Here is a 14,757-nt window from a genome sequence, read left to right on the forward strand (position 1 = left end):
ACATTTCTGCGTCTGTCCGCCCTTGATACCGTTGATGGGGTACGAATCGGTCATTTTCGACAACGACGGCGTGTTGCTGACGCTGACTGACATGGACGCACACTACGTCGGCGCGCGCCGTGCCTTCGAGGAACTCGGCGTGCCGTCGCCGTCGACAGCCCACGTCGAGGCCATGAGTATCGGCGTGACTGTGCCCGAACTCACCGACATCTGTACCCAGTACGATATCGACCCCGAGCGGTTCTTCCGGGCCCGTGACGAGGCACTGACTACAGTGCAGCGGGCGCTTATCCGGGCCGGCGAGAAACAGCCCTACAGCGACGTGTCCATGCTCGACCGACTGGACTGTCCGCTGGGCGTGGTCTCATCGAATCAACGGGACACCGTGGCGTTCGCGTTCGAGCATTTCGATATCGGTCACTACTTCGACACCGTCTGGGCGCGCGAGCCGACAGTCGAGAGCCTCCGCCGGAAGAAACCCCGGCCGTACTACATCGAGCGGGCGATGGCGGACCTCGATGTCAGTGACGCCCTGTTCGTCGGCGACAACGAATCTGACATCGAGGCGGCACACCGGGCCGGAATCGACTCGGCGATCATCCGTCGTCCGCATCGGACCGACACCCGACTCGACGTGACGCCGGACCACGACGTGTCCGGCCTCGAAGACGTGGTTCGGATCGCTGGCCGACGCAGCGGGAGCGACTGAGCCGTATCCGGACCTAACAGATACATAGTCAGCACATTCTGGTACGTATACTGAAAGCAACCTTTCCCATGGCAAGTGCCGTGAAACGGTATGGAGAAGCCGGTCGGTGGAACGGACGAGAACGAACAAGCGGCACGCGACACACCGGCACAGCAGTCTCCCCCTGTGCTGTTGGAGACTCTCGCCGCGCGAATGCCCGAGCCAGTGGTCGTCACCGCCGCGGACGGGGAGATACGGACCGGGAACGATCACCTCTGTGACCTCCTCGACTCCGACCCGTCGGACGTGTTCGGGCGTCCGATAGCCGAGTTCTGCCCGGATCTGCGTGACGTTGACCTCGGAACCCACTGCAATCAGTCGCCAGGAACACCGCTGACGTCGTCGTGTTCCGCCGGCGACACGGAACGGTGGGTCGAAATCGCCTTCGAACCCCAGCAGTGGGACGGCGAGGAACTGTACCTGGGTATCGTCCACGACATCACCGAGCGCCACGAGCGGACGGAGATGCTCGAACAGTACGAACGCATCGTCGAGACCATCGAGGACGGCATCTACACGCTCGACGAGGGGTTCACGATGCAGACGGTCAACAGCGCCGTCGAGTCGATGACCGGCTACGACAAGGACACGTTGGTCGGGTCGAACGCGACGCTACTGGCGGACGAATCCGTTATCGAGGAGGCCGCGGAGATGTCCCGGCAGTTCATCGAGGGCGAGCGCGACGTCGGGACGCTGACGACGGACCTCAGAACCGCTGACGGGGACACGCTCCCGATAGAGACCAAGTTCACGACGTACGACCGCGAAGACGGAAGCTATCGGCAGGTCGGCGTCGTTCGGGACATCTCGGACCGGAAGCGGTTCGAGGAGACGCTCGCGGCGCTGCACGAGTCGACCAGAAAGCTGCTGCACACGGAAACCAAGACAGCCGTGGCCGAACAGATACTCGACACGGCCGTCGACGTGCTGGAACTCCCCGACGTGGAGATCTACCTGTTCGACCGAAGCGACAACACCCTTCGCAGCGTCGGCGACGCCGAAGCGGACCGAAGCGCGTCGGTCGGGCCGGGTCAGAGCGCAGTGTGGGACGTGTTCGTGCAGGACAGCGCCGTCGAGGTCGCCCCCGGCGAAAGCATCGACCTCGGAGCGGGACCGGTCACGGCGAACGCGAAGCGGCTCTGCCTCCCGCTCGAAGACCACGGCGTGTTCTACGTCGAACTGGGCGAGCAACACAGCGACGCCAGGACCCGAGAGATGGTGGATCTGCTCGCCGCCAGCGCGGAAGCCGCGCTTGCGCGCGTCGACCGCGAAACGACGCTCCGCGAACGCGAGGCCGAGCGCCGCGAACAGAACCGCGAACTGCGGCGGCTCAAGCAGGTCAACGCGATCATTCGACGGATCGATCAGGTGCTGGTCGAAGCGGAGACCACCGAGGAGATCGAACAAGCCGTGTGTGACCAGTTGGCCGAATCCCAGTGGTTCTCCTTCGCCTGGATCGGCCGACAGGACGCGACGGAACTCGTCCCCAGAGCGTGGGCGGGCGACACCGCCAGCTATCTGGACGCCATCTCGCTGTCGCTGGAGCGCGAGGGCGGGCCGCCGGCCGTCCAGACTGCACAGTCCGAAGCGATGACTATCGTCCCGTCGGTGGCTGACAACCTCCGAGGCGACCATTGGCGGACGGAGGCGCTCTCCCGCGAGTTCCAGTCGGCGCTCAGCATCCCGCTCGAATACGACGACTTCGTCTACGGTGTCCTGACGGTGTACGCCGAGCAAGAAGACGGGTTCGACGAGATGCTTCAGGAGGTGTTTGCCGAACTCGGTGAGACCATCGCGAACGCGATACGGGAGGTCGAGTCCCGGCAACGCCGGGCGGGTGACGGCACTGTCGAACTCGAACTATCACTGTCAGCCCCGCAGTCGTTCTTGACGCACTTCTCGGATCGCGTCGGCGTCCCGGTCGTCTGTGAAGGGGCCGTCCAGCGGAGCGACGGTGCGATCCGTCTCTTCCTCGCTATCTCGGACTGCGACCCGGCTGTCGTCGAGGAGCAGATGCTGTCGATGGCTCGCGTCGACACCGCGCGAGCGATTTCGACCGACCAACTGGACGGGCTCTATGAGGTTGTCGTGACCGGCCAGACTGTCGCGGAGACGCTACTGGAGCAGGGCGGGCGGTTGAAATCGATCCGAACGTCGACGGGCGGACTCACGGTGACAGTTGTTGTCTCGGACGAAACTGATGTCCGCCAGTTCGTCGAACAACTCGGCGAGCGCTACGCGGACGTCAAACTGATCGCGCGCCGTGACGGCGCACAGTCCAATGGCCAGCGGGACAGTACAGTCCGGTCGGCGCTGGAGGAGCAACTCACCGACAGACAGCTCGAAGTACTCCAGACGGCGTATCTGAGTGGCTTCTTCGACTGGCCTCGGGAGACGACCGGCCAGGAAATCGCGGCCAGCCTGGACGTGTCACAGCCGACGGTCAACCGGCATCTCCGCGTCAGCGAGCGAAAACTGCTCGAACTCGTGTTCGGCGATAGCTGAGACCGTCGCTATAGTATTAGTGACCAGTCCGGCGGGCTGTATCTGTATAGCCACAATCACCTTTTCAATCACTCATCAAGGGACAAACAGCGACAAACTATGTCCCAGGCAAAACTGGTCTACAGACCGACACCCAACGAACCGTTGAGCGAAACCATCGTCCACGCTGTGGCCGACACGCTGGGTATCGACCCCGTCGACCTCGATGACCGAATCAGTGACTGTATCGACCCTGATGCGCTGGACCGGCTGTTCCGTCCGGATACGGACGGCACCCCGAGCCCTGACGGGCTGGTCGTGTTCAGTATGGCTGGCTGTCGTATCGAAGTCGAAGGGAACCGTTCGGTGCTGGTGACACCGTCCCGCGACGTCTCGGCGGCAACTGGACTCGAAGCGTAACTCGACTCCGTGTGCGGGTGTTCTGCTGGCGCTGTGTACCCTTACCCGTGGCCCTCGTCAAGAGGTGCATTATTATCGCCTTATTTTCCTCACTCATTTGAATATCATTGAGAAAGTTCAGTAAGCAGATATTTCCTTTGCAGTAGCAATTGAAAAACTGGTACGTAACTTGGAGTAAAATTGTGTAAGTATACCGTTAATAGAACATTACCAGCACCCTACAGGTCAGTACCACTATAAGCGCAACTTCGCCTCTCGAATGTATGGACCTCGGACACCAACTGATCGAAACCGGCTCGCAGTCGGGCAAGAGCGTCGAGGCAGTGACCGGCCAATCTGAAGAAGTAGAATCACCCAAAAGTCGGTTAATCAAACATTATTCCACTGCCGAGATGCAGGGTGCAAGCGTTGGGGGACAGTCACAATGAGTGTTGAGTCACCCTCGGTCGATACACAGGACCTTCTCGAAGAGGTTCGGACGACCAGTCTCCCCGACCGGGTTGCAGAACTGGCAGACGAGTACGAGCGGGTCTGTGGCGAGCGTGACCGATTCCTCTGGCAGTGGATCTACTCGCTGTTCCCCGAGTTCACGCTCTCCTCCGTCCACCCGGACCACGCAGACCACGTCCGGACGCAGAAGACGGTACTCACGATGTACGTCACGATTCTGGACGACATCGTCGAGAACGACGGGGACCGAGACACCTTCGAAGAGGCCCGACGACTCGTGCAGGATCCGTCGTCCGTTGACCCGAGCCGTGCGGCGGTAAGCGAGGAATATTTCTCCTTTATCGAGCGTGTGTGGCGAGAGTTCGAGGGGGGACTAGCTGACGCGCCCCGGGTCGACGAGTTCTACGACGTGTTCACCTACGATATGCGACAGACGCTGAACGCGATGGATTACAGCGCCGTCGTCAACGAGAACCCACGGATTGCGAACCTCAGCGGGGCCGAAACATACGGGGCACATAACATGGTAATGTTCCCCTACGCGGCCGTTGACCTCATGTATTCGCCGGAATTCGAACTCGCCGATTACGGCACGGTCCGGGACCTGATCTGGGACCTGCAAGAAATGGCCCGCATCGGCAACTGGCTCACGACCTGGGAACGAGAAGTCAGGGAGGGAGACTACACCGCGGGAATCGTCGTGCTGGCCCTTCAAGAAGGGTTCGTCACTCCCGAAGAACTGGAAAACCCTGACGGAAAGGCCGAACTCATCGACAAAATCAAAGCCGAACAGTTCGAGGCCCGGTTCCGGGACCGGTGGGCCGACATCTACCAGTCCGTGCGCGACCGCGAGTTCGATACGGACAGCGTCGACCTCAACGCGCTGGTGGAGGGCATGGAAACCGTGTTCCAGTACCACGAAGCCAGCCGCGGACACAAGTAACGTACCGGGATCGGCCCCGTGGTCCACGGGCACACTGGCGTCTAATTCTACGGAATATCAGTCGAAACGGGAGGTGCTGTGCCGTCAGTCGTCGGCGACGAGCGGGTCCTCGTCGTCGGTGACGAGGCGGTCCATCGCGTCGACCATCGCGCGCACGGACGCCCGTGTGATGTCAGAGTCGCTGGCGGAGACGACGACGTGGTCGTCGCCGCGCGACATCTCGATTTCGACCGTGACGAGCGCGTCCGTTCCGCCGGTGATGGCGTCGACGTGGTAGTCTTCGAGCGTCGCGTCGGCGGTGTGGGACAGTGCCACCTCGGCGGCGTTCATCGCGGCGTCGACCGGCCCGGAGCCGACCGCTGCCTCCTTGCGTTCCTCGCCGTCGACCGCGAGTCGGACGCTCGCCGTCGGCGTGTCGGAACCGGAAACGGCGGTCAGGCCGAGCAGTTCGACCCGGCGGTCGCGCGCGTCGCCGGTCACCTCGTCGGCGATGGTCAGCAGGTCGGCGTCGGTGACGCGCTTGCCGCGGTCGCCGATCTCCTTGACGCGGCTGACGATTTCCGAGAGCTGGTCATCGGTGACCTCGACATCGTGCTCGTCGAGGGCGGCCTCGACACCGGCTCGGCCCGCGTGTTTGCCGAGTGCGAGGCGGCGCTCGCGGCCCACTTTCTCCGGCGGGTACGGCTCGTACATCGAGTCGTCCTTGAGCGTGCCGTCGGTGTGGATACCGGACTCGTGGGTGAAGGCGTTCTCGCCGACGACCGCCTTGTTGGGAGCCAGCGGGATGCCGGTCCGGTTGGCGATGAGCTGGGCGAGGTCGTACACCTCGGTCAGGGCCATCGACTCGACGCCGTACCCGTGGTCAAGCGCGATAGCGACCTCTTCGAGGGCGACGTTGCCGGCGCGCTCGCCGATGCCGTTTATCGTCCCGTGGACGAGGTCTGCACCTGCCGCGATGGAGACCAGAGCGTTCGTCACTGCGAGCCCCAGGTCGTCGTGGGTGTGGGTACTGACTGGGCCCAGGTCGGAGAGCCGGGAGACGCATTCGAGTGCGCGGTCCGGCGTCGCGTGACCGACGGTGTCGGCCCAGCAGATGCGGTCCGCGCCGGCCTCGACGGCGGCTCCGAGCAGTTCTTCGAGGTAGTTCAGGTCGGCTCGCGAGCCGTCCTCGCCGATGACCTCGACCCAGAGCCCGTGGTCGGCGGCGTACTCCACCAGTTCGACGGTGTTCTCGACGTTCTCGGACTTGGACGTGCCGACCTTCTGCTCGACGTGCTTGTCGCTGGCCGGAACGACGAGATTGATGCCATCGACACCACAGTCGAGTGCGAGATCGATATCGTTCCGGATACCGCGACAGAAGCTAGTGACGGTACCGTCGAGGTCGAGCCCCGCGACGCGAGAGATCGTCTCGCGCTCGCCGGGGCCGGTACAGGCGCTCCCGGCTTCGATGACATCGATACGGGCCGCGTCGAGCGAGCGGGCGATATCGGCCTTGTCGTCCGGCGTCAGCGACACGCCGGGGGCTTGCTCACCGTCGCGAAGTGTCGTGTCGAGAAACTGTACCTCACCGACATCTGAGAGCGCACGCATCGCTGGGTGCCCCTCGAACAATGTGTTCTGACTCACAGAAGATGCTCCATCACGCGCCACGAATTTCGCGGCCAGCCGCCTCGCGGCGACTTCCTCTATCCTCCGTCGGGTATTCCGACATAGTGGTGTCTACTCTACTCTTCACGGTCTAAAAGGTGACGGAACTGATTACCACGACCCATGCTATTGAGACTCGTTATTCAAGACGGACCGTATCGCCCTCGGAAACGTCCGACGCCGCGCCACCGGGCAGTTCGATGACAGTATCCGCGTTCGCGTAGCCGACCGAGCGCCAGGGCTGTAGGGTTTCGACGGCCTGGACCTCCTCGTCGACGAGCCAGAGCACGTCGAGTGGGAACCGGACGAACAGCATATGGATGAACTGTCGGCTCGCGCGGTCGAAGGGGAAGACCAGCGCGTAGTCGTCGGGAATCGACGACCGGAACATCAGCCCCCGGCCCTGTTCGAGCATCGACTCGGCGTACTCCACCTCCGTCGCGAGGGAGCGAGCCGCGCCGTCGGGGTCGTGGACGAGACGCATACCACCGCGGAAGTCGTAGGCAGGCAAAAAGTCTTCTGTCGGAACGGAGGGTTTGAGGGGGCACGGCCACTCACTATGTCGCATGGAGAAGGCTCCCGGGGGAACGTCCGTCGGCGTCGACGACCCATACGACCACGTTCAGCGGTGTGACTTCGTCACCGGCGAGGGGAAGTGTCGCTGGGCGCGCGAACACGGCCACCACGACCCCGAGTTCGCCAACACCCGTAGTGCCGACGACTTTCGCTGTCCGGCAGCGATTGCACCAGATGACGCGGACGCAGACGCGGAGCCGGAATGGGACTGGGTCGACTGCCCGCATTTCCGCTCCCGGAACCACGACCGGGAGTGTGTTCGTTGCGGACTCGAAGAGCGGCGGATGGCCCACTCCGAGGACCGACCGCTGCTAGAGGAACACCACCTCTCGTACCGCGAAGGCGGCAACGAGCTATCACACGAAATAACGGTCTTTCTCTGCCGGTGGTGTCACGCGAAGATTCATCAGTCGTGGGCGCGGCTCGACGATGACGCGAATCCGGACCCTGAAGCCATTGCACAGCGGGAACAGCGCCGCTCTAAGGAGGAATCCGAACTGGGCTTTGAATCGGCTGCCGACCGCTACGACGACTCGTAGCGCCACTTAATTATCAAACCCGATAATTGGTGGCAGACGGATAAGTAGGCACACAGTAACTGATTAGTATAGTGACCTCTCCGGCGCTCACGAAGCAGTCGCTGGGGACGGGATATGTCGTCGCAACGGGTTTCGTGATTTCCGGCGCGTTACTCGCCCACGGCATGGCTATCGTCCGGCCGTCCCCGATAGACGTGGTCATCCTCAGCGTGGGGTTGACACCGGCGCTAGCCCTGGTAGCCGCGAACTACTGGCTCCCGGTGAGTGGACTGTCCGGAGATCAGATATGGACTGCCGCGGAGTGGTGCGGACTGGGCATCGCGCTGTTTACGCTCATCAAAATCGTCGTGCTGCTCGCCCCAGTACCGCAGTCCTCGATGATCCCGTCGATACTCGCGAGCGGGGTCGCAGTCGGCGGGTTTGGCGGGGTTCTGTTCGGGTGGCTACTGGAACTCCGGCGGTCCCGGCGCAGACTCACCCAGAGCAACGAGGTGTTGTTTCGAGTGCTCAGGCACGACCTCCGGAACGACCTCAACGTCGCACTCGGGCATCTCGGCGAACTGCAGCGGGAGACAGCAGAGCGTGGCGACTCCAAGTCGCGTGCGCACGTCGAGCAGTTGAACGGTACTATCGACGATATCATCGCCACTACGGAGAAGGCGAGGCAGATAGAGTTCGCGTTCGACGCGGACCGTCGCGCACAGCAACCGATCGACCTCGTGCCGTGTGTCAGAGAACAGGCGAAAAAGATCACGCAATCGCACCCGGAGACAACTGTTGAACTCGACCTCCCGGATCAGTCGAAGGTGTACGCCGACTGGATGCTCGACACTGTGCTTCGGAACGTCATCGAAAATGCGGTCGTTCACTGCGAAGATACCCCGACGCTGTATATCTCAGTCGAAGAACACGGCCGAACCGTGTTCGTTCACGTCGGGGATAACTGCCCGTCGATTCCACAGCACGAACGGGATGTCCTCAATAGCGGCGTAGAGACACAACTGTGCCATTCAAAAGGGATCGGGCTATGGCTGACGACGTGGATCGTCGAGAGTTACGGCGGGGCAGTACACCTCACGACCTCGGACGGCGGCAACACCGTGACGCTGGAACTGCGTGGCCCGACAGTTCTCGACGGGGTTCGCCAAACCCTTCGAGAGTGGCCCTGAAACCGGACGCGGGGGAACCGTCGACCGCATCAGGAGATATATACGCCTTCGTAGCCTTCGCGTCAGTAATGACCCGAATCGACGTTATCGACAATCACGGACAGTTCACACATCTGGAGCAGCGCGCGCTCCGGGACATGGGCGTCGACGTCTCACTCAGGGACAACACGACCCCGCCAGAGGAGATCGACGCCGACGGCATTGTTCTCTCCGGCGGCCCCGACATGGACGATATCGGGAACTGTCCCGAGTATCTCGATCTCGACGTGCCCGTGCTCGGCATCTGTCTGGGGATGCAACTCATCGCCGACGAACTCGGCGGTCGGGTCGGCGGCGGCGAGTACGGCGGCTACGCGGACGTGACGGTGGACATCCTCGATGATGACGACCCGCTGCTCGGCTCGCTGTATCCCGAAACGCGTGTGTGGGCCAGCCACGCTGACGAAGTGAAGGAAGTCCCGCCCGGATTCGAGCGGACCGCGACCTCCGATGTCTGTGGCGTCGAGGCGATGAGCAACACAGACGAAGCGATATACGGCGTCCAGTGGCATCCAGAGGTCGCTCACACCGAAGAGGGCGAGGAAGTGTTCGAGAACTTCCTGTCGGTCTGTGACCAGCAGTCTGTCGCTCGCCAGTAATCGCTGAAGCGTGATGTAACTGGTTTTATATTCACGCGTAGGATGTGATACATAAATGACGGCGACACAGGGAAATCTCGCTAGTCTTTCGCGGTTTATTTTCAGGGCTCCGACCTGGTATACGAGCCTGGCCTTTGCACTGGTCATCGCGGCGATGACTGGTATCGTTGCGTTCGATTCGCGGTTCATCCTCGACGACGCCTGGCAGGGCGTGTTTCTCATCGGCCTGCCGACCTCAATCGCCAGTGCCGTGACGCCGTGGGTCGACCGGCAGCTGGGCGGACAATTAACCCCGAACCGGGCCACGCTGCTTGCGGTCATCTGTGAGTTGATCACTATCGCGATGCTGACTGTCGCCGGCGTTATCGCCATCTTTACCGTCCGCCTCGGGCAGAACTTCGTCTTCGACGTGCTGTTAGTCGCGCTGGCGTCGATATTCGCCTTCCGGCTGCTGATACTGATGGCCGTCTCGCGGCACTCACTGCTGAAGGCGGCGATTCCGGCGAGCGTCCAGACGGTCACTGCCGCCGTGTTGCTGGCGATATACAGCGGGGCGACCGCGTTTATTCTCGAAGACCCGATGCTTCGGGAGTACCTCTCCCGCCCGGAGGAGGTCCCGCCGCAGGTACAGGGGTTTATTCCGCAGGACTTCATTATCCTCGCGGTTATCTGTGTCATCTACGCGCTAGCAGTCTGGCTGTTCCTGGTCGTCATCGACCAACCATGGCGCTCCTCGCTCGGCGTTTCCGCGCTGGATTTCCTCCGGGGGTTCATCGGGCACATCGCCGAAGGCACGCGCGAACTGGAGGAGTTTTTCGAGGACATCGGCGAAGAAGCCGTCGTCCCGGTCACCTTGCTGTCGGTCCGTCGGCCGGGCGGCGAGGAGAAAGCCCGGTTCGTCCTGCCGATGATTCACCCCGGCCCGATGGGTGAAATCGGCGGCGGTAACCTCCCCAGACGCGTCGCCGAATCGGCCGACGGCCTGGCCTTCCCGCCACACGCGACCGCCGGCCACGACTTCAACCTCGTCACGGAGCGGGAGGTCGACACGATCCTGTCGACCGCAGAGACGGCGTACCAGAACCTCGAATACGACGACCAGGCGACGGCGGGCCTCCGTGTCACAGAGGGCGAGGCCACGCTGACGGGGCAGGCCTTCGGCTCCGATGCGCTCGTCGTGAACACGTACGCGCCGGGCTGTGCCGACGACGTGGAGTACGCCGTGGGTCTCTCAGCGATGTCGGAAGCGCGGGCCGACGGGCTCGACGACGTACTCCTGGTCGACGCACACAACTGCAACGACGGGCTCGAGGGCGACGACCTCGGCCACGTCGTTCCCGGCAGTCAGCGGTCATTCGACATGCTCCACGGGGCCGGTCAGCTTGGAAACTTGCTCACAGATGCCGAAACCGGCCAACTCCGCTGTGGAGTCGCCTGGGACAGGACCCCCTGGGAGCCCGAGGAGGGCATCGGCCCGCTCGGAATCCGGGTCTGTGTCTTCGAAGTCAACGGCCAGCGGACGGCGTACGTGCTCATCGACGGCAACAACATGGAGCCGGGCCTCCGTCAGCGCATCATCGACGCCGCCGACGGCGTGGATATGATGGAGGTGATGACCAGCGACACCCACATCGTCAACACCGTCGAGGCCGAGAATCAGGTCGGACAGGTCATCCCCGAGAAGGAAATCGTTGCGCTCATCGGGGACCTCGTCGACAGAGCCGTCGCCGACCTCGAACCCGTCGAGGCCGGGATGGCGAGCGAACAGGCGACCGTGACGGTGTTCGGCAACGACCGGACCGAGACGCTGGCCTCGACTGCCAACGCGATGGTCTCGATGGGTGGCGCACTGGCCGGGGCGTTCATTCTCGTCGTAATGACGATCAGCGTGTTGATTTTCCTGCTGACCTGACGGCGGTCGGCCGGATACGATCCGATTCCTGCAGCACTACCGACTCGCTACGCTCGCCGACTCTGGTACAGAGAACGCCGAGGAGGAGATTTGAACCACGCCCAGACGGTCCGGGCGTGCGGCGCGGTGCGCCGTTCCGGGCTGCGACTGGTCTACTCCAACTCTCCACGCATCACGGTCCTGCAGCACTGCCGACTCGCTGCGCTCGTCGGAATGGCTGCAGAGAACGCCGAGGAGGAGATTTGAACTCCTGAGTCCGTGAGGACAGTTGCTCTCGAAGCAACCGCCTTGGCCAGGCTAGGCTACCTCGGCTCACCCATCAGTACCGCCGTTTGCTCTTTAGGGGTTTCGATTTCAGACTCGACACCCCTTTACCGGACCCGTAACATGACAGGCTATGGACGCTACCGAGGCAAGCGAGGTGTCGAGTCAGATCCTCGACGAGATCGGGAGTGCCGTCATCGCCGACCGCGGTTTCTTCGAGACAGTGCTGCTGGGGGTCGTCGCGAAGGGCCACGTCCTGCTCGAGGACGTTCCCGGCACGGGAAAGACACTGACCGCCCGCAGCGTCGCGACCGCGCTGGGGCTGTCGTTCTCCCGCATCCAGTTCACGCCGGACCTCCTGCCGGCCGACATCACGGGAACGCACATCTTCAACGAGGAGTCCCGGAGTTTCGAATTCACCGAAGGACCGGTGTTCGCCAACGTTCTGTTGGCCGACGAGATCAACCGCGCGCCGCCCAAGACCCAGTCCGCCCTGCTCGAAGCGATGGAAGAGGGACAGGTCACCGTCGACGGGGACACCTACGACCTTCCCGAACCGTTCTTCGTCATCGCCACGCAGAACCCAGTCGACATGGAGGGGACTTTCGAACTCCCCGAAGCGCAGGTCGACCGGTTCCTGGCAAAGACATCACTCGGCTATCCTGACGACGAAGGCGAGGTCGAACTCCTCCGGCGGCGTGCCGGCCGGACGACACAGAGTCCGACCGTGGAGCCGATACTTGACGCGGAGTCGGTCACGGAACTCCGGAGCGTTCCGGAGACGGTTACCGTCGACGACGACCTGCTGCAGTACATGGCTGCCCTCGCCCGGGCGACCAGAGACGATTACCGCGTGGACGTCGGGGTCTCACCGCGCGGGACCCAGCGGCTGTTCGAGGCAGCGCGGGCGATGGCGACCATCGCGGGCCGGGAGTACGTGGCACCGGACGACATCAAACGGGTCGCACAGCCAGTGCTGGCACACAGACTGGTGTTGACGCCTGACGCCCGCGTCGAGCAAGTCGACAAGGGGACCGTTATCCAGAGCGTGCTCGACGAGGTCCCCGTCCCGACCGTCTAACCCCACGTCCAGCGGGCGTCAAGCGCGTACCGGTACACACCCGTGATGACGATAGCCCCGCCATTGCCGACCAGCGGCACGACGCCGCCCCAAGTGACAAACGCGTAGAGGAGGCCCAACTGGAGCGGGATCGCCGTCCCACGAACGAGGTTCGTCTTCCCTAACCCGACTACGTACTCTCGCAGATCCGAGTGCTGTGACCGGTGGAACGTCCAGGCGTTGTTGAGGACGTACTGAAGCAGAATCGTACACTCGATTGCGATAGCGGCCGCGAGAATGTAATTCAGGCCACCGACATCGTTGAACAACCATAGCAGCGCTTGCTGAATTGACGCAGCAAACACACCGACGAGGAAGAACCGGACGAGTTGCTGTCGTCGGGCCGGTGTGACGACAGCGGACGCCATACAGCCTTACTGATAACCGAGCGCCTTTAACCGTGCTGTTATCTCGTCGGATGCCTCGGTGTTTTCCGCCCCCGTCCCGTCGCTATCGAGTTCTGCGAGGTGTTCGGCAACTGCATCCGAGAGCCGGTCGAGAACGGTCACAGGCGGATCGGCGTCCGCCGAGTCCGAACACAGATCGACCTGCTCTTCGGGATCGCTCGTCCGGTCGTACAGTTCCTGACGCCCCGATTCCGTGAATTCGATGTACGTGTAGCGCTCGTCGCGTGCGCTGAGGAGGAGCTCCCCGTCCGCACGGCTCCGCGGGATCGGCTGGCTGGTCACGCTCTCGCCCCGGACCGCTGCAGAGACGATGGGGCCGCGGTCCTCGATGTCCGCGCCGTGGATCGCCGGGGCGACGGACGCTCCGTCCCACTCCGTCGCCGGCGTGAGCGACAGCAGATCGCACACCGTCGGCGCGATCGTGTCGAGGCCGACCGGCGTCTCGACCGACTGGCCCTCGCTGTCCGGTGTCGAGACGATGTAGGGAACGTCGATGAGCTCCCGATAGAGCTTGGGGTAGTGAGCGAGATGGCCGTGTTCGAGGAACTCCTCACCGTGGTCGCCGGCGACGACGACGGCCGTATCGTCGCGATGGCCCTCTGTTTCGAGGGTGTCGAGTAACCGACCGACGCTGGCGTCGACCTGCCGAACCGTCGCCTCGTACAGCGTCCGGAGCGTCTCCAGCGTCCGGTCGTCGACTTCCCAGCCCAGCCCGGTTCGGAGGTGGGAGGTGAGCATTCGGAGGACACCGAAGTGGTTGTCCGACACCTCGCGGATGTGCCGCGGGGCTGGCACGTACGGCGTGTGCGTGTCCATGTAGTGGACCCACAGGAAGAACGGTCCGTCGGTCGTCGCCAGAAACTCGGTGGCGCGGTCTTCGAGGTCGCCCATCCGGGACACGTCGGCGAAGGGCCGTTCGTCAGACCCGCCGCTGAGGACGGTCGCAGCACGACGGAACGGTGAAGTGCCGAGTTGGACCCACGCCTGGATGGTCGGGTGGGCCGCCAAGTACTTGCTGTAGCCGCCGCTGTCGACGAACGGCTCGAACTCGTCGAACCCGCGGTCGTATCCCCAGTGATCGGTGAGAAAACCGTTTGCGGCGTTAAATCCTGCCGTCTCGATACCGGCATCGGACACCTGCTCGGCCAGCGTCGGCGTCGACGCCAGACCGATGTCGTCGCTCTCAGCGAACACCGGCCGCGAGCCGTGGATGGACGGGAACGAGAACGGCGTCCAGTTCCCCTGTGCGACGGCGTTTTCGAAGACAACGCCCGACTCAGCGAGCGAGTCCAGGACTGGGGAGACGCTGTCAGCGCCACCCAGTGCGTCCGCTCGCAGCGAATCAACCGTGACCAGCACCACGTTGTTCGTTGCCGGGGCCGTCATTGTCGGCCCACACTCCTCCGTGATCGTAATGGTATCGACGTATCGCGTCCG

At 63.0% G+C, this 14,757-nt stretch carries 13 protein-coding genes and 1 tRNA gene; 9 read left to right on the forward strand and 5 right to left on the reverse strand.

Annotated features, from left to right (window positions below; genetic code table 11):
- Positions 1 to 34 precede the first annotated feature (34 nt).
- The 4 genes from SG26_RS03675 (at position 35) to SG26_RS03690 (ending at position 5,045) form a co-directional block, all read left to right on the forward strand.
- On the forward strand, positions 35 to 709 hold the full coding sequence (locus tag SG26_RS03675) for an HAD family hydrolase (protein WP_014040934.1): 675 nt from the start codon (positions 35 to 37) through the stop codon (positions 707 to 709).
- A gap of 90 nt (positions 710 to 799) precedes the next feature.
- Positions 800 to 3,253 carry a bacterio-opsin activator domain-containing protein gene (locus SG26_RS03680; RefSeq protein WP_050036871.1) on the forward strand — a complete coding sequence of 818 codons (2,454 nt, stop codon included), beginning with the start codon at positions 800 to 802 and terminating at the stop codon, positions 3,251 to 3,253.
- A 99-nt stretch (positions 3,254 to 3,352) separates the two neighbouring features.
- On the forward strand, positions 3,353 to 3,652 hold the full coding sequence (locus SG26_RS03685; RefSeq protein ID WP_014040936.1) for a HalOD1 output domain-containing protein: 300 nt from the start codon (positions 3,353 to 3,355) through the stop codon (positions 3,650 to 3,652).
- A gap of 424 nt (positions 3,653 to 4,076) precedes the next feature.
- Positions 4,077 to 5,045: a hypothetical protein gene (locus SG26_RS03690; RefSeq protein WP_050036872.1), complete on the forward strand. Its 969-nt coding sequence runs from the start codon at positions 4,077 to 4,079 to the stop codon at positions 5,043 to 5,045.
- 84 nt (positions 5,046 to 5,129) lie between these two features.
- Here SG26_RS03690 and SG26_RS03695 read toward each other — a convergent pair whose 3' ends face one another.
- Positions 5,130 to 6,638 carry a (R)-citramalate synthase gene (locus SG26_RS03695; RefSeq protein ID WP_050036873.1) on the reverse strand — a complete coding sequence of 503 codons (1,509 nt, stop codon included), beginning with the start codon at positions 6,636 to 6,638 and terminating at the stop codon, positions 5,130 to 5,132.
- Positions 6,639 to 6,834: 196 nt separating this feature from the next.
- Entirely contained in the window at positions 6,835 to 7,179 is a 345-nt protein-coding gene (locus SG26_RS03700) for a DUF192 domain-containing protein (RefSeq protein ID WP_014040939.1), read from the reverse strand.
- Between the two features lie 82 nt (positions 7,180 to 7,261).
- On the opposite strand from SG26_RS03700, the gene SG26_RS03705 reads away from it, so the two are divergent.
- The 4 genes from SG26_RS03705 to SG26_RS03720 all read left to right on the forward strand — a co-directional run bounded on the left by SG26_RS03705 (position 7,262) and on the right by SG26_RS03720 (position 11,529).
- Positions 7,262 to 7,810, forward strand: coding sequence for a hypothetical protein (locus SG26_RS03705; RefSeq protein WP_050036874.1), 549 nt, complete (start codon positions 7,262 to 7,264; stop codon positions 7,808 to 7,810).
- A 71-nt stretch (positions 7,811 to 7,881) separates the two neighbouring features.
- On the forward strand, positions 7,882 to 8,979 hold the full coding sequence (locus tag SG26_RS03710) for an ATP-binding protein (protein WP_050036875.1): 1,098 nt from the start codon (positions 7,882 to 7,884) through the stop codon (positions 8,977 to 8,979).
- Between the two features lie 68 nt (positions 8,980 to 9,047).
- Positions 9,048 to 9,617 (forward strand): GMP synthase subunit A, encoded by a 570-nt coding sequence (locus SG26_RS03715; protein ID WP_004957654.1) that lies wholly within the window; start codon positions 9,048 to 9,050, stop codon positions 9,615 to 9,617.
- A 55-nt stretch (positions 9,618 to 9,672) separates the two neighbouring features.
- Complete coding sequence (locus SG26_RS03720) at positions 9,673 to 11,529, forward strand: DUF2070 family protein (protein WP_050036876.1); 1,857 nt, start codon at positions 9,673 to 9,675, stop codon at positions 11,527 to 11,529.
- 227 nt (positions 11,530 to 11,756) lie between these two features.
- Here SG26_RS03720 and SG26_RS03725 read toward each other — a convergent pair.
- Positions 11,757 to 11,841: transfer RNA gene (locus SG26_RS03725), tRNA-Ser, on the reverse strand.
- A gap of 85 nt (positions 11,842 to 11,926) precedes the next feature.
- On the opposite strand from SG26_RS03725, the gene SG26_RS03730 reads away from it, so the two are divergent.
- Positions 11,927 to 12,874, forward strand: coding sequence for a MoxR family ATPase (locus tag SG26_RS03730; protein WP_008312676.1), 948 nt, complete (start codon positions 11,927 to 11,929; stop codon positions 12,872 to 12,874).
- On the opposite strand, the gene SG26_RS03735 is transcribed toward SG26_RS03730, so the two are convergent.
- Positions 12,871 to 13,281: a GtrA family protein gene (locus SG26_RS03735; protein ID WP_014040942.1), complete on the reverse strand. Its 411-nt coding sequence runs from the start codon at positions 13,279 to 13,281 to the stop codon at positions 12,871 to 12,873. The two genes, SG26_RS03730 and SG26_RS03735, sit on opposite strands and share 4 nt — an antisense overlap.
- Before the next feature lie 6 nt (positions 13,282 to 13,287).
- Positions 13,288 to 14,706: a sulfatase-like hydrolase/transferase gene (locus SG26_RS03740; RefSeq protein WP_050036877.1), complete on the reverse strand. Its 1,419-nt coding sequence runs from the start codon at positions 14,704 to 14,706 to the stop codon at positions 13,288 to 13,290.
- Between the last annotated feature and the right edge of the window lie 51 nt (positions 14,707 to 14,757).

Origin of the sequence: Haloarcula sp. CBA1115 (assembly GCF_000827835.1) — an archaeon.
Taxonomy (GTDB): Archaea; Halobacteriota; Halobacteria; order Halobacteriales; family Haloarculaceae; genus Haloarcula; species Haloarcula hispanica.